The sequence below is a fragment of the Burkholderia sp. YHN3-13 genome, from assembly GCF_055810675.1.
On record NZ_JBVVNQ010000028.1, the window covers coordinates 1 to 20,682 of the forward strand.

A 20,682-nucleotide genomic window follows, 5' to 3' on the forward strand; every position below is an offset into this window, starting at 1 on the left:
ACACCCCCACGACGGATCTCAAGGGCAATATGGTCAGCGATCGACAGGACGGCGCCGCTACTGCGGCGCCGTCGTATAAAAAACTGGGGAAAATTACTTCGACGAAAGTGGGGAGTATCTATCCGACGCTGACAGCCGAAGCTGAATTTCAGCGACGACCCGAAGCTCGCGCACATCCTCACGGAGGCGAAGCAGCATCTCGCGGCGCACAACGGAGCGGATCTGAAGGAGTCGCGAGTGCTCCGGTCGCAGGTTGCCAGCAAGGCGACCGAGATCGAGGGCTTGATGGCTGCCTTTATGGGCGGCGCGCCGGCGGCGCCGCTGACTGACCAGATCCCGGTTCAGTCGGCGACGGGCTTGTCGTTCCTCGCCGCTGCATGAGGTCGTCATGGACTCACGCATCGCGAAGCAGCGCACGGCGCTGGTGCTCGACCATCCGTTCATCGGCGCCTTGGCGCTACGGCTCAAAGTCCGCGAGGACCTGAGCTGCAAGACGTTCTGGACGGACGGAGAGACGCTGGGCTACAACCCGACCTATGCCGAGCGCCTGAACGACCTGGAGGTCTGTGGCGTGCTCGCCCATGAGGTATGGCACGTAGCCGGCGGGCACTGTTGGCGACAAGGGGATCGCGACCCCGACGGCTGGAACGAGGCGTGCGATTATGTCGTCAATCTGATGGTGGAGGCTGCTGGGATGCAGCTTCCGTCGGGCGCGCTCATTGATCACCGCTTCAAGGGGATGTCGGCCGAAGAGGTGTACGGCGTGCTCTCGCATGAGAAACGCCAGGTGGCGAAGCAGCCTGGTGGCAAGCAGGCGAGCGATCCGCCGTCGGGAGGTAAGGCGGGCAAGCCGACAGGCTCGCCCGGCTCGCAGCCGTCGGGACCCTCCAACGACAAAGCGGGTGGCCCGGCAGCGTCGTGCGGTGAAGTCCGGCAGTATGCCGGGCCAGACAAGGCGGCGAAAGCGGCCGAGTGGAAGGTGGCCGTGCTGCAGGCGGCCAAGGCTGCGCAGGCCTGCGGCAAGCTCGGCGGTGGATTGCAGGCCGCTGTCGAGCAATCTGTCGCTGCGATTGTCGACTGGCGCTCGCTCCTGCATCGCTTCGCGCAGGACGCGGCGCCGACCGACTATACGTGGGCGCAGCCAAATCGTCGTTACCTGCACCTCGGGATGTATCTGCCGTCGCTAAACGAGCCGGCGGTCGGCGACGCGGTGTTTGTGCGAGACGCCAGCGGTTCCGTCTGGGATGAAACGCAGGCGCAATTTGCGGCCGAAATCCTGGCCGTTGCCGATGCGGTTCGCCCGCGGCGCCTGATCGTGATGGATTGCGACGTGCGCGTGACCCAGGTTCAGGTATTCGAGCGTGGTGAACCGGTGAAGCTTGCGCCGCTGAAAGGCGGTGGCGGTACCTCGTTCATCGATCCGTTTCTACGGGTCGCGGCCGAGGACATCGAACCGGCGTTTCTCGTGTACCTGACCGACATGGAGGGAACGTTTCCCACCGACGAGCCGGCATACCCGGTTCTATGGGCGTCAACGACACCGCTGAAGCGAGCGCGGCGGGCGCTGTTCGGCGAGACGATCGAAGTCGTCTGCTGAGCGGCTGCGATGGCGCGCTATTTCCTGAAACACACCCGGTCCTTGTGACCGGGTTTTTTTTCGTCCTACGCAAATGCATGCCATCGGCGCGGAGGTTAGAAAGGGGAGAAAGCTATACGTTTTTCTGGAGCATTTCGGGTTTGCCCCCTCAACCAGTTGCGCCAGAGTCCGCACTTTGAGAGCGTTCCGACGCGGTCCGCCCGGCGCGCGAAAGCTGCTCAATTTAGCCATTCTTTCGGGCGAATTGCGGATGTGCCAGCTTGAACAATAGCTGCATGTCTGATATTGCCGAAAGTCCCTACCTGAAGGTCGCACGACTCGAAGAGAATGCCGTGAAGCTGTTCTTCGAGTCGTTGAAGCTGATCGAAGAACCGCTACACAACCCGAATGTTGCCGAAGTGTTGATTAACAACGCGGGCAACATCTGGGTCGAAGAGCGGGGTGTGATGCATCGCCTGGACGCCCAGTTCAACCCGATGACCTTGACGGGCGCTATCCATTCGCTCGCGGCTTCCGTTGAAAAGTCCGCGCTGCGGGGGACCGCGCAGGGGATCATCAACGCAGGGCACGACAACCTCCGGATCGCCGCGGTAATGAAACCGACGGCGATCGATGGAGACGCGCTCGCAATACGTCGGCATCGTGAAACGAATCTAGCATTGGGTGACTACACCCGGCTGGGGGCGTTCTCTCGTGTGCACGCGAGACGTACGGCTGAGCGGGCAATTTTCCCCCCCGGCGCTGAGAACGAGGTGCTGGAAGAAGCATTCGTCCAAATGGTGAGGAGCCGCGCCAACGTCTTGGTAGCGGGCGGAACCTCTACCGGCAAAACGACGTTCCTCAACGCACTCAACGGTGCGATTCCGGACGACGAGCGTGTCATCACGATCGAAGACACGAAGGAACTGAAGCTAATGGTTCCGAACCTCGTCCGCTTGCTCTCGAATCTGGATAAGGGCGTGACGGCGCAGGTGCTCGTCGCACTTTGCCTACGGTTCCGCCCCGACCGAATCATCGTCGGCGAAGTGCGCGGTGGGGAAGCGTACGACTTCATCCAGGCGCTGAGCACCGGCCATGACGGCGGCATGGGTTCGATTCACGCGAACGATGCGCGCGGTGGGCTGAGCCGCCTCGAGAGCCTCGCAATGTTGGGCATCCCGCCCGGTAGCCGGTGGGAGCTCGCCGACATGCGCAAGGCGATCGCCGATTGTTTTCACTACGTCATCCATCTTCGTCGCACGGGCGAGCTGCGCCACGTCTCCGAAGTAGTGGCGATCAAGGGTTTCAAAGATGGGGACTACGTCCTCGAACGCGTTTTCTAACCACACGGGGTTTTTCGATGAAGAAGCAGATTCAAATGTTGTGTTCGCTGATCAAGAAAAAGGCGCAGTACACCGCCCATTATTTGTTCGGGCGGGGCCAGCGGCTCTCGACTCTGATCGCGCTGATGCTCACGTTTGCGGCGCCGGCCGCGAAAGCGGTCGACCTCGGGGATCTGGGTAACGCGGCCAGCTTCATCTGCCTGATTCAGGCCTACGTCAGTGGGCCGTGGCTCTTCGGAATCGGCATTGTGATGATCATCGTTGGCGCGGTCATGATCTCGAACTCGGAAAGCAACTTCGGGAAGTTCCTCTCGACCATTGTCGTGGGTTTGGGCGTTGCGTCGTGTGCGCTGCCTATCGTCAAGAACCAGCTGAAGATCAACTACACCTGTGCGTGAACGGAAGAAAGTCAGCCGGTCGCTGTCGTTGCCGCGCCAGATGGGCGGCGCCGATCGCGGCCTCGCAATTGCCAACGGCACGCTGACGGCGCTGCTCTGCTACAGCAGCATGTCGCCGATCTATCTTGGCGTCGGGATCGTGGTGCACTGGGTCCTGCGCTGGCTGTCTTCAAGCGATCCGTGGTGGAAGGAGGTTCTGGTCGTCTACAACCGGTATCCGGACGTGCACGAACCACTGCATACCTCCGAAGTCGCTGCCCGATTCCGCCGGCCTTATGGATTTGATCAGGAGCTTCCGCTGTGAGCGCGAAACCGAAGCGCCGAGCGATTCAGGAAATCGCTCCGTGGGCGACGATGGTGACCCCGGAAATCGTTCTCGACAAAGATGGGTCGCTGCTGACGCTGTACACGTTCGAGGGCGTGGACGCAGATAGCCCGAACTCCGACGAGATCTCGGCCGCACGTGACAATCTCGACCACGCCTGCAAGAACTTCGATCACCGGATCACCGCATGGTGGCGCATGTCGCATCGACGGGTCCGGGGCGAGATTGGTGGTCAGTTCGCGTCAGAGATGGATCGGCATGTCGACGCGATCAACCAGAAGAGCGTTGGGAGCGGAAGGTACTTCCGCAACACCCACTCGCTTGCGCTCGCGTACACGCCTGAGACGGGGATCAACAAGCTTTTCGAGAAGATCGCCTATCACATCACGGTGGGGGGCAAGTCGGTACCAGTCGCTTTGCTCGAAACCATCAAGGATATGGTGTTCGCGCGAAGTGCATTCGTATTCGACATGGAGCGGATCACGTCGGATATCAAACGCTTCGAAGGCATTCTGGACGCGTTCAAAGGGGGCGTGGCGCGCCTCAAGATGAAGCGTCTTCAACTGCAGAACGCGCTGGCCTTTCTCCACCAGGCCGCCAATCCGTCAGTTCCGCCGCGACGCGTACGTTACCCCGTGACGATGCTCGACACGCACTTGACGGAAAGCTTCGTGACGTACGGTGCCGAACACATCATGTTCGAGTCCGCCTACGGCACGCGGTACGCGAAGATCATCGCGGTGAAAGAGTGGATGGGCTTCCAGGAGGCCGCGCTCGATGTTCTCGCGGACGTCGATTCCGAGTTCGACGTGTGCGTGATGTTTCGATTCCTGTCGACCAGCAAGGCGCAGGTGTACATCGAGAAGATGCGCAAGTTCTACAAGGTCGCTGCGTTCAGTCCGGTCAAAGTGCTGAAGAGCTTCTTCTCGAAAGATGAGAAGAAGGAGAGCATGGAGAACGAGAAGGGGCGCGAGATCCTCGCCGAAGAGGCGGAGAACGCACTGGCACGCCTGATCGCTGACGGCCAGCAGTACGGCTTCGTCAACATCTCGGTAGTCGTATACGGAGATACGATCGATGAGTGCGATGACAACGCGCGCGAGATCGTCGGTCGCATTGGCAACGCTGGTTTCGGCGTGCTGGTCGAGAAGCGGAACATCCCCGCAGCATGGGCATCGACGCTGCCCGGGAGGTGGGACCAGCAGAAGCGGCTGCAGTTCGTCGAAACGCCGGTGGTCTCAGACATTGCGCCGGTGCGCGGTGTCGCCGAAGGGAGCGACGTCAACCCGTGGCTGACGCAGCAGCTCGGACAGAAGGTCGGCCCTCTGACGCTTCTTCCGACGCGTCATCGGACCTTGCAGCGCGTCACGTTGCACGACCCGAGCGGGAAGTCTCATACGCTGATTGTCGGCCCGATCGGCGCCGGCAAGACCATCTTCCTCAACTTTCTCGTCTCACAAACCGGGCGCTTCCAACCGCGCCGCATCAAGTTCGACAAGAACCGGTCGACGCGCATCCCGACCGTGTTTGCCGGCGGCAAGTTCGTCGATGCAACCGGCAAGTTTGCAGCCGCGACGCAGGTCAACCCGCTATCCCTTCTGGCCGATCCCCGGCACTACACGTACGTGTCGGACTGGGTCCAGATGGCAATCGAGGGCGACGGCGAGGACTTTGTCTGCACCCCGCAACAGCAGCGCACGATTTATGAGCGGGTTGTCACGCTGGCGCAAGGGTATGGCCGGGAGTTCTGGACGCTTACGTTCCTGACGACGCTTTTGCCCGTCGAGCTGCGCGAGCGCCTGCAGATCTGGACGAAGGGGGAGAAGAACGGTCGATTCTTCGATCACGTCGAAGACGCGTTCTCTCTTTCGGACGACCTTGCGATCGAGATGGGCGAGCTGTTCGAAAGCTACCCGGTCGCAGCGGCGCTGTTCATGGACTATGCCTTCTACCGCATCTCGCAATGGCTGGATGGCAAGCGCGTCACGATCATCGAGGTCGAGGAGTGCGGCTTCTTCTTCCGGTACCCGCGCTTCTACGCACGTCTGGAAATGTGGGCTGTCACGATCCGCGGGCTGAACGGCACGCTCGTCATGGCGACGCAATCGCTGAGCCAGCTTGAGCGCGTCCCGAACTTCGAGATCCTGAAGGAGAACATCCAGAACTTCTTCTTCCTGCCGAACCGTGATGCCCGGAACAACAAGCGCCTCTATCGCGATGTGTTCGGGCTGACCGACGACCAGATCAACATGATCAGCGAGGGCGTTCCCAACCGCGACTACCTCTGGGTCACGCCGGATCACTCGCGGATGCTGCAGGCCAAATTCCCGAAGGAAGCACTCGCGATCTTGCGCGCTGACGGCGCGGCCCAGCGCACGCTGGACAAGCACCTGGCCTCGGGCTCCCCGACGTGGGCCGAAGACTACCTGCAAGAAATGGCAACCGTCGACTGACAGGAACCGAATGAAACTCAATCCGACTCTCACCGTGCAGTTGCTGTACCGCGACCTCTTCGCGCTCACTGCAGACGAAATCGACCAGATCGTCATCGGGACGCCCGTTCGGGTGCGCCTGATGGCGCCGGCGGGCGGCGAACATCGGCCGCCTCGGCAACAGCCGCAAGACGCCCCTACGACGCCGTGCGCCGCTTGTACGGCACTTCGATTCCTCGACTGAAAGGTCCCACGATGAAACTCTTGCCGACCCTTCGCGCCGCGGCATTCACGGCTTCCCTCTTCGTCGCCGAGCACGCATCGGCGCTCGAAGTCTTCGACCCGATCAACTATGTGCAGAACGTCATCTCGGCGGCTAAGGCCGTCAAGGGCGAGATCTACCAGAACACGAACATTCTCTACCAGTACCAGATGATGGTGAACGATCTGCTACAGGCAAAGAACCTGAATCCGGCTGCGTGGAAGGCCGCGTATGACCAGATCACGGGTGATATCAACAAGGTCAAGGGGCTGGTCGGGACGCTGCAAGGGCTTTACGGCGACCTCAAGAAGGGCGGGGAATGGGTCACCCAGGTGCAGGGATTGGTTACCCGGTCGGGCAAAACGAACGCGCAATGGTTCGCGGACATGAACACGTTAGTCCAGCAAAACGACAAGGTCGCGCGGAACCTGTTCCAGATGGGCTCGGACATCATGCAGCACACCGACGAGATGGCAAAGCGTCGTCAGGACCTTCAATCTGAGCTCTCGATGTCGCCGACTCAACAGGCGACGGCCGAGATCACGACGCACTATCTCGATATCGTCACGAGCCAGAACGCGGACATCCTCCAGTTGAACGCGGCCAAGGCTCAAAAGGACGCTCAGAAGGACGCGCAACAGGCCGAGGACGATAAGGAAAAGGCGGCCGACGCAGAGAAGTTCATTTCCAAGCAGCAGGCTGAGCGAGCCGCGTACGGGGTCACCGCGCAATGAGTGGCCGCGTGATTCGTTCGTGGCTCGTACGTTGCTTGATCCTGCTTGCGTTCGCGCTGCCCACCGCCGCGAATGCGTCGACGTGGGACGATCTCAAGAACATGATGCCGTCCGGTTGGAGCTCGAGCTACGTCAAGGGCGAGGTCGCAAAGGGCGCTACTGCGGCAATCGAAGAGATCACGAAGATTCTGATGGACCTGATCGATCTCGCGGTGGAACTGAGCAAGACGCTCGACAAGTACTCGGACAAGATGGCTGGCGGTCTCGCCGTGATCACTGTCGTGTTGGCGTGGATTCGGTTCGCTGCAACCCGGGATCCGGTGGCGGCGTGGAGCAGCGTATTCGAAGATCTCGCCATCCTCGGCATATTTGCGGCTGTCTACGTGTCGTACGGGAGGTGGGCGCCGGGTTTCTACAAGTGGTTCAACGAAATGGCCGTCGCAGTTTCTGGGGCGGACGCGGAGTCGTTGCCGATGGCGATGGTGAAGTCCGCAGGCTCGATTTTCGATGCGGTGATTGAAGCGTTGAAAGCAGAGCACTGGTGGAACTACATGGCGCTGCTGATTAATCTTTTGCCGTTGCTGATTTCCTGGGCGTTGCTGATGGTCGCCGCCTTGGTCTTCCTCTTCTTCATCTCGCTTGGGACGATCCAGATGGCGGTCGCGATCGTCTTGGGAAAAATCGCATTTGCGCTCGGCATGTCCGAGTTTTCGAGAGGTTACTTCAAGAGCTGGCTCGACTTCACGATCAGCGCGGGCATGTACATGGTGGTGGCGGCGATCCTCCAGCGGTTGATGACGGCGACATTGGCAACGTCGTTCAGTAACACGATCTCGAAGGGCTTGACTACGCCGTATGCAGGGTCCTTGACGCTCGATCTTTCGATCTTCGTACTGATCCTCTCGTTTGAGATTCCGAAGTTCGCTTCGATGTTTGGCGGCGGCGCGAATGCCAGCGGCGGGGCGATCAAGGGGCTGACGAAGCTTGCAACGAAGGGCATGGCTTGATGATCGACGCACGACTTTTCGAGCCAGCTGACGCCGCGGAGCTGACTGCCCGCAACGAGCGCCGTATTGATCTCATCGCGCAATGTGCGAACGAGTCGTCACGCGATGAGTTCGAGCGGAAATGGATGGTACTAATTCGGCGGTGTGCGGATTGGTTTTCGTCCGTTCCGTTCAGCCCGGAGTTGTACCGGGAGCCGGCCGGCGCGTTCCGGTGGACAGTCGAAACTGCGTTCTACGCGATGCGGCTGTCGGGCGGCCTGAAGTTCGGCACGAACCTGCCGTCAGAGCGCCGTCGGCGGATCGAGCCGCAATACAACTACGGCGTGTTCCTCGCGGCGATCTGTTCGGGCTTGGACGAGCCGTATCGTCATTTCGACGTAGAGCGCGCGACGGACCGCCAGGCCTGGAATCCGTCCGTCCATGGCGCACTCGGGCCGTGGCTTGCCGGCGTGAGCTACCGTGTGACGCGTCGCGCTACGCCACTTCCCGTCGAACGGATGCGGACTGGCATGCTGGCGCATGCGCTGGTGGGCACCGAGCTGCTCGGCGGGCTCGATTCCGAAGTTCAGGCCGAGATATTCGGAGCCATCAATCCGACGCAGACCCCGACGAGCGTCGAGTCTCTGACCCATAAGGTCGTGCGGCAGGCGGTCGCCACGGCTGCGGATTTCGATCGGAAGGCGCAGCGGGCGGTTTTCGAGCCGGTGACGTTCGCGGTTCCCTCTGCTATCCACGTGGCGGCGGAACTGGAGCCGAAGGTCGAGGCGGCGGCGCCGACGGCGACCGCGCCCACGCCGGCACCGGCGCAGCCTGCGACTGCGGATCTCGCGCTGGCGCCCGTTGCTGCCGGCGGTAGCACGCCGTCTGGTCCAGGATCGCTGCCGGCTGCTGTCACTGAAAGTACGACGCCGGCAGCGCCGGCTGCGCACGTGGCACCGAAGAGCCCCGATGCCCGGCAGATGGCACTCGAGCTTCCGCCGCCGGCCGCGGCGGTTAATCCGGTAGAGATTCGCCGCGAGCCGGCCGCCGCCGCGCCGAGCGGCAACCACTTCGATGAGGTGCTGAAGGGGGCACCCCGCATGATTGTGGACTTCTTTTTGGCGCTGCAGCAGGACGTCGCGACGGCGAAGGCGAAGGTGCGCTGGACCGATCAGGGACTCGTCCTGTCGAAGCGGACCATCGGCAGCTATGGCGTCGCGAGCGACACCCTGATCGAGCACATGCGGCGCCGGAGCCTGCTGCTCGCCAACGAGCCCGCGGAAGTCACGTTGGCGCCGCGTATCGGTGAGCTGATTCAGGAGCGTGGTGCGTGAGAGGCTACATCAACCACTTTCGTCCGATCTACGAGGTCAGGGCCGCGTTTGGGTGGCTGGTTGCCCTGCTCGTTCTTCCGTTCTCGGGCATGCCGTACGGCTGGGCATTCGCGCTCGTCGCGCTTGCCTTGTGGACGTTCCGCTCAGGCCAGGTCTGGCGCGCGCTGAAGTTCCGCATGGGGCTGTCGACGAAATGGTTGACGACGCTCGCGGTACCAGTGTTGCTGTCGATTCAAGAGCGCATGCGCGTCCAGGCCAATGCAATGTATCTCGGCACTGGGTACGAGTGGACGCAGAAGCATTGCCAGATGGCTCACGACATCCTGCGGATGCCGACAACCGAGATCCCGGGTCTTCCTAAGTGGCTGCCGAAGACCAAGCCGGGACGTGCATTCGAGGAGATGATCGAGAAGCTTTTCGCGCCGAAGGACAGTATCAGGGACCGAACACCCCAAGGCGCGTCATGGATTCACGGTCTTGAGGCGGCGAAAGGCTTCGTGCCATTCCACTACAAGGCGATGGGCGGTCATACCGCGATCGGTGGGACGACCGGCGCGGGGAAAACCAGAACCTTCGAGCTGATCTCGACTCAGGTTATCCACGGAGGCGATGTTCTTATCAACGTCGACCCGAAGAACGACAAAGAGTGGAAGGAGCGGGTCGAACGCGAGGCGAAGCGCACCGGCCGAAAATTCCTCTACTTCAACCAGGCCAAGCCGTCCGAGTCAATTCGTCTCGAGCCGCTCGACAGCTGGTCGCAGCCTTCGGAGATACCGAGCCGCATTGCGCAGCTGATGGAGGAGGGACCGTTCCGCGATTTCGCGTACCTGTTCATCAGCCGCTCGGTGAACGGCGAACTGTACATCGGCGACAAGCCGAACCTGCGGTCCATTCTCAAGTACGCGCAGCTGGGCATTGACCCGCTGCTGGAGAAGGCGCTCAAGCGGTTCTTCATTGAAAGCGGGCTGGCCGATTGGGAAGAGCTGGTCACGGCGGACACCGTCAAGATCGCGAACAAGCCGGGATCCACGCGCGTCGACGCGATGATCTCGCTCTATCAGGCCCGCTTCGGTGCGAACGACCGCGGGCACGAAGCGATCGACGGCCTGATCGCGACGCACGTGCACGATCGCGAGCACTACATGCGGATCATCGCGTCGGCGCTGCCGCTGCTGCAGATGCTCGCAACCGGCGAGACCGGCCTGATGCTCGCACCGAAGGTCGACGACTTCGAGGACGAACGCGAGATCTGGACGATCGAGAAGGTGATTCGCCAGAAGGCGGTCCTCCACATCGGTCTCGACTCGCTGTCCAACAGCATCGTCGCGAAGGCGATTGCGTCAATGGTGCTGGCCGACGTGTCGGCCGTGTGTGGTTCGATCTACAACTTCTACGACGAGCCGCCAGAAGTCGTGCTCAAGATCGACGAGGTCGCCGAGGCGATCAACGAACAGGTGATCCAGATCCTTAATAAGGGCCGTGGCGCCGGCTTCAAGGCATTCGTGGCGTTCCAGACGCGCGCCGACCTCGAGGCGAAGTTGGGGAATGCCGCAAAAATGCTGCAGGTTTTGGGGAACCTGAACAACCAGATCATCTTACGCTTGGAAGATACCGACACGGCTGAGTGGTTCTCGAAAAAGGTGGGGGATACCGCGATTCGAAACCTGATCGTCTCCAGCAGCACGAGCAAGGCGAGTGAAGGCCATGTCGGCGAGTTCACCGGATCGGTAACGCGGTCGCAGCAGCTGGAGGCGGTGCCGTTGATTCCGACTCGCCTGATCCAGAGCCTGCCGAACCTGCAGTACTTCATGCGGATTTCCGGCGGCGCGGTGTACCAGGGACGTATTCCAATTCTTACAGGCTAAACAACCAAGCATGTCTGCCGTATTCAAAAAAATCATTCGCGAGCACAAACTTTCCGCCCACCTGACCCCGGTGTTCACCCTTGCGCCCGAGCTGGAGCTGGTGTGCACGCGTGTCGCGGAGTTCGTCGGTGAGCACTTCATCGGAAAGGCGGAGCCGCTCGTCAAGGAGATGTTCGTGGACGGCCTTTCTGCGTTCAAGCGCGTGCGCAAAACCGGCGATCCGCATGTCGCGTTCATGCAAGGCCTGTTCGGGTCCGCCCACATGCTGTACGCGCGCCGCTTTGTCGTGCGAGATGGCGAGCGCTGCCACGTCTGGTCGCCGATGTTCGAGCCGGTGACTGCGTTCGAGTCGCGCCACAAGCATGCGCCGGAGATGGTCGACGAGCGCTGCCCGGAGAACATCAGCCAGCGATCGGCGGCGTTCCAGCTTGCGGCACGCGCGCTGACGGGTGAAACCTTCCGACTGTACTTCGAGGAATACGATGTCGCTCACGCATATTCTGATTCGGACGCTGACGCGGGTCGATGACCACACAGTGCATCGCGCGATCACGACTGCAGCGGCGCAGGACGACCCGGCGGCACGGCCGCCGAAGGAGTTCCAGCAGGGCCGCAACGCGATGGCGTACGCACTGGCGATGTTCATCGATCGCAGGCCGACGCGATTCTACGTCGGCCTTGCCGGCCTGATCGTCCTGCCGATCTATCTCATCGGCGGCCTCGTGGGAGAGTTGTATGGCCGGTAGCCGCTTTGTCGGCCACATCAAGATGTGGTTCTTTTTTGTGCCGCTGCTCTCGGTTGCGCTCATGCCAGCGCTGCCCGATCCGTCGTTGTTCGCGATCCCGGATGCCGAAGCGGAATCGGTTGCGGCCAGCCTTGGAGAAGCGCGAACCGCGGATGCTGTCGACGCGACGAATCGTACGTTCAAGCGCTACTTCGTCGAGACGGGGCTGGTGCAGGCGTCGATGGAGTCGACGAAGGATTCGCAGATCGAGGATGGTGGCATGTCGAACTTCGCCAGTCGGTGGGTCCACAATTTCTGGCGGTTGGTATACCGGATGGTCTATCGGCTCACCGTGATGAAGTACTGGCTGCTCGGCGCGCTCGTGTTTGGCATCGCGATGTTCATCGACGGGACGGTCCGGCGCAAGGTTAGAGCCGCGGCGGCCGGCTACGTCAGTCCGCTGTCATTCCATCTCGCCGGTCATGGGATCTTGCTGGTGTTCGGTGTGACTTTCACGGTGTTGATCGCGCCGGTGCCGCTCCTTGCACCGTACTGGCTGGCGATCGCGGGATGTCTCGGCGCATTGCTCTGGAAAGCGGCATCTTCATACCAGTAGCCGGGGAAAGCCCCAGCTTTTCGTATAGCTTTCTGCCGAAAGGCCCACAACCGGTTGCGCGTCGCGCACCGGGAAAAGGCAGACGAAATACCTGACGATTTGCGCCGAACTGGGCGGCCGGGCCGCGCCACAATAAGTCAATGGTCTACGGTCCTCAGAAAGCTCGACTCCCCGTAGAGCTTTCAGCCTGGCCCCCTCCTTGTGAGGGGGCTTTTTTTCGTCCAGAGAGTCGCGGCCGGCGCGAAAGCCGCGCGAAATCGTTCACGTTTTGGACGTCCGTCGCAGCATAGGCCCGCAAGAATAGACGCAAGCCGCACGTGCGGTTAGTCAACCAGATAGGATCCACATGAGCACGATCAACGAAGAAGCGCACGTCGGCACCGATACCGCGGACGTGGCGCCTGGCCACGTCGCCGTACTCCCAGCGGCGGGCGATGCTGTATCAGCAGTCAAGGGTAGCGCGGCTGAGGGCGACACTCGGCAGACGACTGACGGCGCGGACGATGGTGAAGTCGAGCGTGAACTCGACGAGATGGAGAATTCGGCCAACGTGTTGCAGCGCGAAGGGCTGATCAGCATCGATGAAGCGAAGCAGAAGCTCGAAGAGGTGGCGCGCACCCGTACGCTGTTCCGCGACCTGTCACCCGCAGAGCGCGCGCGAATCATCCAGCGCCGTCGCGAGATCGGACGCGAGCTGATGAACAAGCAACTGTCGGGCGCCGCGGTCGTGAGCGCGCGGGTCACGATGAAACACACGCGCCTTCGGCCGCTGTTCGAGCAGTGGTGGCCGTACCTGAACCGGATGACGATCAACATGCAGCGGTTCGGTCGCGCGACATACGGCGCCAACGAGCAGGGGATTGTCAGCACGTGGTTCGAGAAGCAGCTCGACCAGCTCGAAGCCTATGTGAACGAACAGCTCGACGTTGCGCAAGGCTTCCGCGAGAAGACCGAGAAGGAAATGCGCGATCGCGGCGAGACGGTATTCGCGCCGACCGTGACGAAACCGTCGCTCGATATCGAAGTCGAGGCGTACTCGCGGTTCTCGATGCGCTTGCTGTCCGTTATCCTGAAGTTCGACCAGGTGATGGATCACTTCGACTTCCTCGTCTGGAACGGGATTCGTGACCAGTCCGACGTCGACGACGAGACCGGGCGCTTCCTGCGCAAGTTCCACCCGGTCGGCCTGCGTGGCTACACAACCCACCTGAAGCTGATGAACACCGTTCGCGGTAACTGATCGGGAAGACCGGTGCCATGCTCGACGAGTTGAATCCGCAACAGCGCGAGGTGGCACTTCTGCGCCGCCACTGCCTCGCGATCGCGTGCCCTGGCGCGGGCAAGACCAAGATGAGCGCGACGAAGGCCGCGTTCTTGCTGCAGGATCCGACGGCGGTGGTTGGCGCTGTTACCTTTAGCAAGGATGCGGCCGTCGAGCTTCGCGAGCGCATTCTTGCGCTGGCGCCACCTGACGCCAAGCGTCGGCTGATCGCTGGAACCTTCCATTCGCTCGCATACAAGCAGCTTCAACGGCCGGGTCGCGGCCGACCGGATATTGCATCGGAAGGCGATCGCCTCGGGATACTTGGGCGCGTACTTGCGGAGCTGGGGTACGACTGGAAGGTAGAAGAGGCGGTACCGATCGTCGAGCGGATCAAGACGAACTTCGGGCGAGCCGATGAGGGTTCGGCCGAGGCCACGCTCTACGCTGCGTACCAAGACGCGCTCGACCGAAACGGCAAGATCGACTTCCAGGACATGTTGCGCCTCGCCGTCGAGCGGATGCAGAGCGAGGAGATCAAGCCCTATCGGTTTACCGATCTGCTTGTCGACGAGTTCCAGGATACCGATCCCCTGCAGTTTCGGTGGGTCGAGTTGCACGCGCGCGCCGGCACGCACGTCACGGTCGTGGGCGATGACGACCAGAGCATCTACGGGTTCCGGGCCGCACTCGGCTTTCGTGGCATGGAGAGCTTTGCGAGCACGTTCGATGCGCAACGCGTAGTGCTGGGTAGCAACTATCGCTGTCGCGCGGAGATCCTGGCGGCCGCCGATCGGGTGATCCAGAACAACGTCGATCGGATGCCGAAGATCCTTCATGCCGCGCGGGGCGCCGGCGGTGCGATCGCGGCACGGCGGTTCGACGACGAGTATGGCGACGCGGTGGCCGCGGTCGAGGCGCTTCAACCGAAACTCACTGCCGGCGCAAGCTGCGCGATCCTCGCGCGAACGAACCGGATCCTCGATCCAATCGAGTCCGTGTGCCGATCACATGGCGTGGCGTACTACCGTGCGTCGGGCGGATCGGTGCTCAACAAACCGCAGGCCGCGCTGATGTGCAACCTGCTGCAGGTGGTCGAAGGCCACAAGCAGAACGGCATCGACGCCGTTTTGGGCTACATGGGCATGAGTTCCTACGACCTCGGCGCTTTGCACAAGCGCATGGGCGCGGCCTTCGTCCAGATGCAAAAGCAGGAACTGGTCGGCCTCGGACTGCGCGACGAGACAGCAACTGCGTACCGCGCCTTCATGAAACGGCTGGGTGAGTGGCAGGCGCTCTGCCAACGATCGTTCCACTCGCTCGCGCTGGAGGGCGTCTACGAATGGATGATGACGTACGCCAAGGGCGACGTCGCGATTCGCGCGATCCAATGCATTTACGACATCGTGAGCCGGCTGACCGGTTCCTTTACCGAGCGTATCGAGTTCCTGAAACGCGATAACAACAAGCCTGGCGATGGCGTGCTGGTGCTGGCGACGATGCACAGCTCGAAGGGGCTCGAGTACGACCACGTGTGGATCAGTCGATCGGAGGAGGGCGTGGTGCCCGACGACAAGAGTCCGGAGTCGGAAGAGCGGCGCCTGTTCTACGTCGCGATGACGCGCGCCCGGGATAGCCTTACTATCTCTTCGATCAAGAAGAACGCCGTCTCGCGATTTGTGATTGAGTCAGGGATCGGATAATTGAGCGGCCGCGCGATGTGGCCGACAGTACGTTCTCCAGTACCCTCTGAATCGCCCAGTTTGGTTGGTAGCTCGGGAACGGCAAGCCCGATCTATCGCAAAGGCAGGGGCGCGTAGACAATGACCAGATACGCGATTGTCACGGCGAGGATGACTATGCCGATAAATCCCCGGAGACTGCGCACTCGTTGCCCGATTACGAAATGCACGCACAATGCGACGCCGATAACAAAGGAGCCGAGCAAGAAAAGATTGAATGGGTTGATAGGGTCGGTGCTCATGGAGGGCGAGGGGGTGGCGTTGGTGGACGAGCGCGGGCGGACGGCCGGCAACCGGCGGCTTGTTATGCCGCATCGTAGCGACTAGTTCGAGTCGCTAAGAACTCTCAAAGTCAAAGCGTAGTGGCCGTCCGGGAAGGAAACGGCAACCGCGCCCTCTTCGGGAAGATCAACCGATAAGGTGGTGAGCGGCAGTCCGCCTGTGACCGGGGACATGGAGGAGCAAGGCCCATGTTCGGTCGTTTTGACCGTCCACACCTCGGTATCTTCGGCTTGAATATCCAGGTGAATCGTGCCACCAGGCGTTCGCTGGGGCTTGAGGAGCAACGTGCGTCCGATGGCCAGCTGCTTCGCTTCGTATCTCGGCGAGTTTCCGTCGGGGGTACACGTCGAGTAAGGGAACTGCTGTTGAGTCGTGGTGACGAACGGTGCGAGTGCACCGGCGGGATTCACGAAGCGATGCACGCCGCGGACGAGCGTTTGCCCTTCTTTTGCCCAGGTGATGTCGACAGCTGAGCTGGTCGTGCTGCCGGCGTTGGCATGGGCCGCGGCAATTGCGATAGCGAATGCAACGAGAGATTTCTTCATTCGGGTTGTATTTGCGAACAGTTGAGGTTTAGCTCACGAACATCTGGCTCGTTGAGAGACCCCAGGCGCTCCAGCGCTGAACAAATTGGCGGGTAATCATTGAGCGGCACCATTGGATTCAAGGCGCTCCGGTGCGGTCTCTCGTTCGGCGGCCGCATTCTCGATCACGAGCTCACGAGATACGCGACGGAGTTGCCCATTGAGTGCGGCGTGCTGGCCGAGCCGGATCGTGCCGCAATAGAACACATTCCCGAGGACGCGACCGTTGATCTCGAGCATGTCGCGAGCGTGGACATCGCCTTCCACGAGCCCATCGATACGGACGATCTCACCTTGCACTTTCCCCTTGACGATGCCGCCGGCTCCGACGTGGAGCAGGCCGTCGGTGGAAATGATGTCGCCGTTTGCGAGAGCGAATACGCTCAGGCCGTGGTCGAGGATCATGTTGCCTTCGACGACCAGGCCGGGCATGAGGACCGTCACGTTGTTCGGTTTCGCTTTCATGGTGTGCCTCTTTCAGAAAAGTGGAACGTCGCCGGTCTTGGCGGGCGGCGAAGATTTCGGGGAGTGTTCGGTCTTCGTGGGTTCGTTATGCTGCGTGGATGCCGTCGCCTCTGTGGTGGCCGGCTCCTGGCGCTGGCGAGTAGGGGCGCGGTGGATCCGGTGGCGCGCGACTTTCGGTTGTTCTGCGGGCTGCACCGTGGGCTGTGCTGCGACGGGTGCCGGCGATGTCGCCGGCGGCGGTGGCGGAGCGGTTTGAGCGGTAGCGACCTGTTGCTGTCCGGCGGCTTGGTTCGAGGTCGCGCGCGCGGCTCGGATCGGTGACGCGGCAGCGTTTTCCAGGTCGGTCGCGGAGGAGGGCGTCGCGGCGGTTGCCGGCGCCGTCGACCCTCCGGACTCGCTGGTCCGCAGCGCCTGTGCGTCGATGCGTGACGTGGCCGCCGGCGTGCGATCGGCTGGCTCGGCAAAGTCCGAACCGGTGAGCGGCCGTCGGACCCCGGGCGGCGTCGAGGCTGCGGCGGGCGCGGGCGGCGTGGTCGCAGTATGTGTGGTCGCCCGCTCGACGTGTACGACCGCCTGCGGCGGATGGAGTGCGTGCCAGAGCTTCGCCGCGCTGACGCCCGTGAGTCCCGCCCCCGCTGCGACAGCAAGGACGATCGCGGCCGGCCGGCCAAGTTTTCGACCGGTAGAAGAGAGTCGAGCAGTGACGCGCTCGCGCGTCGATTCCTGTCGGTCAGGAGCAGGGAGCGCCCGGACGTGGCTGTTGATGTCGATGACGACCGGTTGCGACGAGTATTGGGCATGTAGCGCCTGGATCTCTCGAATGTCCAAGATTTCCTCCGTGGATGATCGGCATACCGCGACAGCGTTTAAAGGCGCGGCAGGCTCAAGACGAGCTTATTCACCGGTTTTCAATGTCAAGCCGGTGGGGTCGTGCTGCGGGTGCTGTCGCGTCAGTCGCGTGCGGAGCCGTCGGCGTCGTATCGGTCGTTGTCCGGGATGCACACGGTTCTCACGTGCAGGATCCGGCCTTCGGCGTTCTTGAGGATGTTGGCCCGGTCCTGCGGCGTGATCTTCTCCGCGAGCTGCGCCTCCATCGACGCGACGAACAGGCGGTCGTATTGAGTCAGGCACCTGACCAGCAGGCCGGCCAGCGGCCGCGTCACCTTCAATTCGATCTGTTCGTACGGGAAAGTGAGCGCGCGCGCGTTGTGCCGTTCGACCCACGCGGTGGCTTTCCGCATCCAGTCAGCGGTTTCCCGCAGGGCGGTCTGGACGGCCAGTACCTTGCCGCCGCGGGCAACGGCGATCTTGGCCGCGCAGAAGTTGTAGTCGCTTCGGATGAACGTGCGTGCGAAGACAGAGCTGTAGTGCAGGATCGTGATCGCGTCGGAATCCGGCACGATCCTGTCGATACGGCTGTCGCTCGTCAGGCGCTGGATTGGCTTCAATCCGGTCGACGTGGCGAGGCGCACCGGCGACGCGTCGGTGGGCGGGGTGTTTTGCGTGGGCGTGTCAGGTTGCCCGCGCCCTTCGTGCGGTGGTTCGAGAACGGCAGACATGATTTTTTCGGGTGGTCTCTCTCATCGATGATTCTGAGCGAGTCACCAGATGTGCGTACCGGCAAAAGCGAGTCTGTTTTCGTGAGCTTTTCGGGGATCGCGAGCCGAGATATTCGCGATACTGACTCTACTTCTCGCGTCCCTGACGCATCGACCTTGACTTCGCTGGCCGAAGTCCATCTTTTGTACAAGCCGTGCCTATGGGCATGCTCCGACTGGTTGGCAACCAGTGTGGAATTCCTTTCTGATGAGCGCCTCGCCCGTGCTCCCCATTTCAGTCATAAAACTCGTTGCTGGCCGCATTCATTTGCGCCGCGACGTCGTTCGACCCCGGACAACGGGTGTCTCTCTCCAGGCCTCTGTCTGGGTAGAACGACTGTAGTCGACTGAGCCGTGAACCTGCGTCGGAATGGCACTTCCGAAAATGGGCTGTAGCACAGCGTGACCATGCTGTGCGAGGACGACCTAACGTCCTCTCTATGAGCCGACCGGCTCCCTGAGCACCACGTCCCCGGAAGGGACGTGGTGCTTGGGTCATTTAACCGAATCCACGAAGCGCGTTCCTCTGCCGAGGAACGCGCTTTTTTTTCGTCTTTTTTCTGTCCCGGAGGTGCGTGTGCTTCCCAATCGTCTCAATTCCCGGATTGCCGACGTGATCAGTCAAACGATCGCCGAGGAAAGGTCGACCACCGACACGACGACACCCGCCTGGCGGGAGCGTTGCGAAGTGGCCCGGGTCGCGATGTTCACCGACTCCGACCGCCGGATTTTTCTGTCCAGTATCGCCCACCGCCGCGGAGAGGCGGCTGCCAACGCGCTCGAGCAATCCGCGGACGCGTTGCGCACCCAGGCGATCTTCCAACTTGCGAGGAAACCTTCATGAATGCAGTTGTCAGTTTGATCGGCGGCCCCGTACGGAGCGTCGTCGAAGAGCGGGCGATGCGTCCGCCCGTGATCGGGAAGATCCGGCCCGGTATCAAGGTCCTGACCTCTGCCGCTCGGGGCAATCCGGATGCGGTTGCGCTGTACGAGGAGATGGTGGCCGCCGGAGACTCGTTCGAGACGATCGGCAAAGCGATCGAATCCCGTTGTCGGCTCAAGCATGCGCTGGCGCCGCGCAACACCGATTACTTCACGTGCCGCCGGTCGGACTTCAACAATCCGGACGTCGCCGACGAAATTCTCCGGCTCTACGGTGAGGATCGAGGGCAGGGTATCCGGCTCTACCGCTTCCCCGTGCTATTTGCCTTCAACGACTGGATGCAAAACATCCCGAATGAGATGGCGGCGTGGGGCTCGAGCGGCCGTAAGTACTTCTCGCAGTACGGACCCGATGGTCTCCGCTACTGCAAGACGTATGCGAAGGTCGAGCGCGATCCGCGGGCGCAGCGTGCGGCTCGCCATTTCGGCGGCCGCGACGTGATTTTCCGGCAGGATGATGCAATTCCCGATGGCATCTGCAACCCCGAGCAATGCCCGCAGTACCAAAGCCGGCAATGCAACCTCGGTGCCCAGTTCATCTTCGCCATTCCCGATATTAAGGGACTGGGTTTGATTGAACTCCCGACGAACTCGATCTACGTCCTGCAGAAAGCGTACGCGGCGATGAAGACGGTCCAGCTGGCTCGCGGCAAGCTGACGGGCACGAAGTTCTGGATCTCGAAGCGGGAATTCGACATCACGCGTATCAACGAGGCGGGCGACGCGGTGCGTCAGATGCAGATGCTGACCGTGCTCGATGCGGATATCGACATTGGTGCACTGCTCGACGGTGCCGAGGACGCCACGGCAGCGATCGAAGGCGCCGGGCGGCCCACACTTCCCGACTCTGGCAGCACGGTGATTCAGCTTCACCCGTCGGACGGAGAAAGCCCCGCCATGCGCGCTGATCAGGCTGTAGCCGGCGACGGTCCACCCGAGTCGATGGACGAAAAGCGCCATCGCATGCAGGACCTACTGCAGCGCCTTCGCTTCGTTGAGGAGGACCAGCGCAAGGCCTTTCGCATCTACGGCCACTTCCGATTCGGACGCGGTTGGGTGGAACGGCCCACCGACGTCGACAAGATGATCGCGAGGCTGACGACGGCGCTGGAGGACCCGACTTCACTTCAAAGTGAAATCGGCGCCGCGGTCGAGTCGTTCCACGGCAACTAAATGACACCCCTTTCGCCGGCCCTTCGGGGCCGGTGTCTT

20 protein-coding genes and 1 pseudogene are annotated in these 20,682 nt (G+C 61.8%); 18 read left to right on the forward strand and 3 right to left on the reverse strand.

Going from position 1 to position 20,682, the window contains the following annotated elements; genetic code table 11:
* Positions 1 to 135: 135 nt before the first annotated feature.
* The 16 genes and pseudogenes from AC0KUR_RS34820 to AC0KUR_RS34895 form a co-directional block, all read left to right on the forward strand.
* A pseudogene (locus tag AC0KUR_RS34820) lies at positions 136 to 381 on the forward strand (hypothetical protein); the annotation flags it as partial.
* A gap of 7 nt (positions 382 to 388) precedes the next feature.
* Entirely contained in the window at positions 389 to 1,597 is a 1,209-nt protein-coding gene (locus AC0KUR_RS34825) for a vWA domain-containing protein (protein WP_473377151.1), read from the forward strand.
* A gap of 275 nt (positions 1,598 to 1,872) precedes the next feature.
* Entirely contained in the window at positions 1,873 to 2,919 is a 1,047-nt protein-coding gene (locus AC0KUR_RS34830) for a CpaF family protein (RefSeq protein ID WP_473377152.1), read from the forward strand.
* Between the two features lie 17 nt (positions 2,920 to 2,936).
* A complete protein-coding gene (locus tag AC0KUR_RS34835; protein WP_226158718.1) occupies positions 2,937 to 3,317 on the forward strand; it encodes a TrbC/VirB2 family protein in 381 nt (126 codons plus the stop codon).
* Positions 3,310 to 3,621, forward strand: a complete 312-nt coding sequence (locus AC0KUR_RS34840; protein WP_226158717.1) for a VirB3 family type IV secretion system protein — start codon at positions 3,310 to 3,312, stop codon at positions 3,619 to 3,621. The genes AC0KUR_RS34835 and AC0KUR_RS34840 overlap by 8 nt, the downstream gene beginning before the upstream one ends.
* On the forward strand, positions 3,618 to 6,095 hold the full coding sequence (locus AC0KUR_RS34845) for a VirB4 family type IV secretion system protein (protein WP_473377153.1): 2,478 nt from the start codon (positions 3,618 to 3,620) through the stop codon (positions 6,093 to 6,095). Before AC0KUR_RS34840 ends, AC0KUR_RS34845 begins: the two co-directional genes overlap by 4 nt.
* 10 nt (positions 6,096 to 6,105) lie before the next feature.
* Positions 6,106 to 6,318, forward strand: coding sequence for a hypothetical protein (locus AC0KUR_RS34850; protein WP_473377154.1), 213 nt, complete (start codon positions 6,106 to 6,108; stop codon positions 6,316 to 6,318).
* An 11-nt stretch (positions 6,319 to 6,329) separates the two neighbouring features.
* Positions 6,330 to 7,070, forward strand: a complete 741-nt coding sequence (locus AC0KUR_RS34855; protein ID WP_473377155.1) for a type VI secretion protein — start codon at positions 6,330 to 6,332, stop codon at positions 7,068 to 7,070.
* Positions 7,067 to 8,077, forward strand: a complete 1,011-nt coding sequence (locus AC0KUR_RS34860) for a type IV secretion system protein (RefSeq protein WP_473377156.1) — start codon at positions 7,067 to 7,069, stop codon at positions 8,075 to 8,077. The genes AC0KUR_RS34855 and AC0KUR_RS34860 overlap by 4 nt, the downstream gene beginning before the upstream one ends.
* Positions 8,077 to 9,390 (forward strand): TraI domain-containing protein, encoded by a 1,314-nt coding sequence (locus AC0KUR_RS34865; RefSeq protein ID WP_473377192.1) that lies wholly within the window; start codon positions 8,077 to 8,079, stop codon positions 9,388 to 9,390. The genes AC0KUR_RS34860 and AC0KUR_RS34865 overlap by 1 nt, the downstream gene beginning before the upstream one ends.
* Entirely contained in the window at positions 9,387 to 11,255 is a 1,869-nt protein-coding gene (gene traD / locus AC0KUR_RS34870) for a conjugative transfer system coupling protein TraD (protein WP_473377157.1), read from the forward strand. Before AC0KUR_RS34865 ends, traD begins: the two co-directional genes overlap by 4 nt.
* Positions 11,256 to 11,265: 10 nt before the next feature.
* Positions 11,266 to 11,784, forward strand: a complete 519-nt coding sequence (locus tag AC0KUR_RS34875) for a hypothetical protein (RefSeq protein WP_208001385.1) — start codon at positions 11,266 to 11,268, stop codon at positions 11,782 to 11,784.
* Positions 11,738 to 12,001, forward strand: a complete 264-nt coding sequence (locus AC0KUR_RS34880; RefSeq protein ID WP_226158711.1) for a hypothetical protein — start codon at positions 11,738 to 11,740, stop codon at positions 11,999 to 12,001. Before AC0KUR_RS34875 ends, AC0KUR_RS34880 begins: the two co-directional genes overlap by 47 nt.
* Complete coding sequence (locus AC0KUR_RS34885; protein ID WP_124902155.1) at positions 11,991 to 12,596, forward strand: IncC plasmid conjugative DNA transfer DtrJ family protein; 606 nt, start codon at positions 11,991 to 11,993, stop codon at positions 12,594 to 12,596. Before AC0KUR_RS34880 ends, AC0KUR_RS34885 begins: the two co-directional genes overlap by 11 nt.
* Positions 12,597 to 12,942: 346 nt before the next feature.
* A complete protein-coding gene (locus AC0KUR_RS34890) occupies positions 12,943 to 13,836 on the forward strand; it encodes an ATPase (RefSeq protein WP_226158709.1) in 894 nt (297 codons plus the stop codon).
* Between the two features lie 17 nt (positions 13,837 to 13,853).
* Positions 13,854 to 15,560 carry an ATP-dependent helicase gene (locus AC0KUR_RS34895; protein ID WP_473377158.1) on the forward strand — a complete coding sequence of 569 codons (1,707 nt, stop codon included), beginning with the start codon at positions 13,854 to 13,856 and terminating at the stop codon, positions 15,558 to 15,560.
* A gap of 362 nt (positions 15,561 to 15,922) precedes the next feature.
* On the opposite strand, the gene AC0KUR_RS34900 is transcribed toward AC0KUR_RS34895, so the two are convergent.
* The 3 genes from AC0KUR_RS34900 to AC0KUR_RS34910 form a co-directional block, all read right to left on the reverse strand.
* A complete protein-coding gene (locus tag AC0KUR_RS34900; protein ID WP_473377159.1) occupies positions 15,923 to 16,426 on the reverse strand; it encodes a hypothetical protein in 504 nt (167 codons plus the stop codon).
* 96 nt (positions 16,427 to 16,522) lie between these two features.
* A complete protein-coding gene (locus tag AC0KUR_RS34905; RefSeq protein WP_473377160.1) occupies positions 16,523 to 16,930 on the reverse strand; it encodes a bactofilin family protein in 408 nt (135 codons plus the stop codon).
* A 950-nt stretch (positions 16,931 to 17,880) separates the two neighbouring features.
* Positions 17,881 to 18,489 (reverse strand): DUF1845 domain-containing protein, encoded by a 609-nt coding sequence (locus tag AC0KUR_RS34910; protein ID WP_473377161.1) that lies wholly within the window; start codon positions 18,487 to 18,489, stop codon positions 17,881 to 17,883.
* A gap of 616 nt (positions 18,490 to 19,105) precedes the next feature.
* On the opposite strand from AC0KUR_RS34910, the gene AC0KUR_RS34915 reads away from it, so the two are divergent.
* Together AC0KUR_RS34915 and AC0KUR_RS34920 are read left to right on the forward strand one after the other, a co-directional pair.
* Positions 19,106 to 19,372, forward strand: a complete 267-nt coding sequence (locus AC0KUR_RS34915; protein ID WP_473377162.1) for a DUF7696 family protein — start codon at positions 19,106 to 19,108, stop codon at positions 19,370 to 19,372.
* Positions 19,369 to 20,643 (forward strand): recombination directionality factor, encoded by a 1,275-nt coding sequence (locus AC0KUR_RS34920; RefSeq protein WP_473377163.1) that lies wholly within the window; start codon positions 19,369 to 19,371, stop codon positions 20,641 to 20,643. The genes AC0KUR_RS34915 and AC0KUR_RS34920 overlap by 4 nt, the downstream gene beginning before the upstream one ends.
* Positions 20,644 to 20,682: the final 39 nt, after the last annotated feature.

What these genes read in the sequence shown, in the direction of transcription:
- AC0KUR_RS34825 (WP_473377151.1), top strand. Translation starts at nt 389, where the DNA reads ATGGACTCACGCATCGCGAAGCAGCGCACGGCGCTGGTGCTCGACCAT.
- AC0KUR_RS34830 (WP_473377152.1), top strand. Translation starts at nt 1,873, where the DNA reads ATGTCTGATATTGCCGAAAGTCCCTACCTGAAGGTCGCACGACTCGAA.
- AC0KUR_RS34835 (WP_226158718.1), top strand. Translation starts at nt 2,937, where the DNA reads ATGAAGAAGCAGATTCAAATGTTGTGTTCGCTGATCAAGAAAAAGGCG.
- AC0KUR_RS34850 (WP_473377154.1), top strand. Translation starts at nt 6,106, where the DNA reads ATGAAACTCAATCCGACTCTCACCGTGCAGTTGCTGTACCGCGACCTC.
- AC0KUR_RS34855 (WP_473377155.1), top strand. Translation starts at nt 6,330, where the DNA reads ATGAAACTCTTGCCGACCCTTCGCGCCGCGGCATTCACGGCTTCCCTC.
- AC0KUR_RS34860 (WP_473377156.1), top strand. Translation starts at nt 7,067, where the DNA reads ATGAGTGGCCGCGTGATTCGTTCGTGGCTCGTACGTTGCTTGATCCTG.
- AC0KUR_RS34865 (WP_473377192.1), top strand. Translation starts at nt 8,077, where the DNA reads ATGATCGACGCACGACTTTTCGAGCCAGCTGACGCCGCGGAGCTGACT.
- AC0KUR_RS34875 (WP_208001385.1), top strand. Translation starts at nt 11,266, where the DNA reads ATGTCTGCCGTATTCAAAAAAATCATTCGCGAGCACAAACTTTCCGCC.
- AC0KUR_RS34880 (WP_226158711.1), top strand. Translation starts at nt 11,738, where the DNA reads ATGTCGCTCACGCATATTCTGATTCGGACGCTGACGCGGGTCGATGAC.
- AC0KUR_RS34885 (WP_124902155.1), top strand. Translation starts at nt 11,991, where the DNA reads ATGGCCGGTAGCCGCTTTGTCGGCCACATCAAGATGTGGTTCTTTTTT.
- AC0KUR_RS34890 (WP_226158709.1), top strand. Translation starts at nt 12,943, where the DNA reads ATGAGCACGATCAACGAAGAAGCGCACGTCGGCACCGATACCGCGGAC.
- AC0KUR_RS34895 (WP_473377158.1), top strand. Translation starts at nt 13,854, where the DNA reads ATGCTCGACGAGTTGAATCCGCAACAGCGCGAGGTGGCACTTCTGCGC.
- AC0KUR_RS34900 (WP_473377159.1), bottom strand. Translation starts at nt 16,426, where the DNA reads ATGAAGAAATCTCTCGTTGCATTCGCTATCGCAATTGCCGCGGCCCAT.
- AC0KUR_RS34905 (WP_473377160.1), bottom strand. Translation starts at nt 16,930, where the DNA reads ATGAAAGCGAAACCGAACAACGTGACGGTCCTCATGCCCGGCCTGGTC.
- AC0KUR_RS34910 (WP_473377161.1), bottom strand. Translation starts at nt 18,489, where the DNA reads ATGTCTGCCGTTCTCGAACCACCGCACGAAGGGCGCGGGCAACCTGAC.
- AC0KUR_RS34920 (WP_473377163.1), top strand. Translation starts at nt 19,369, where the DNA reads ATGAATGCAGTTGTCAGTTTGATCGGCGGCCCCGTACGGAGCGTCGTC.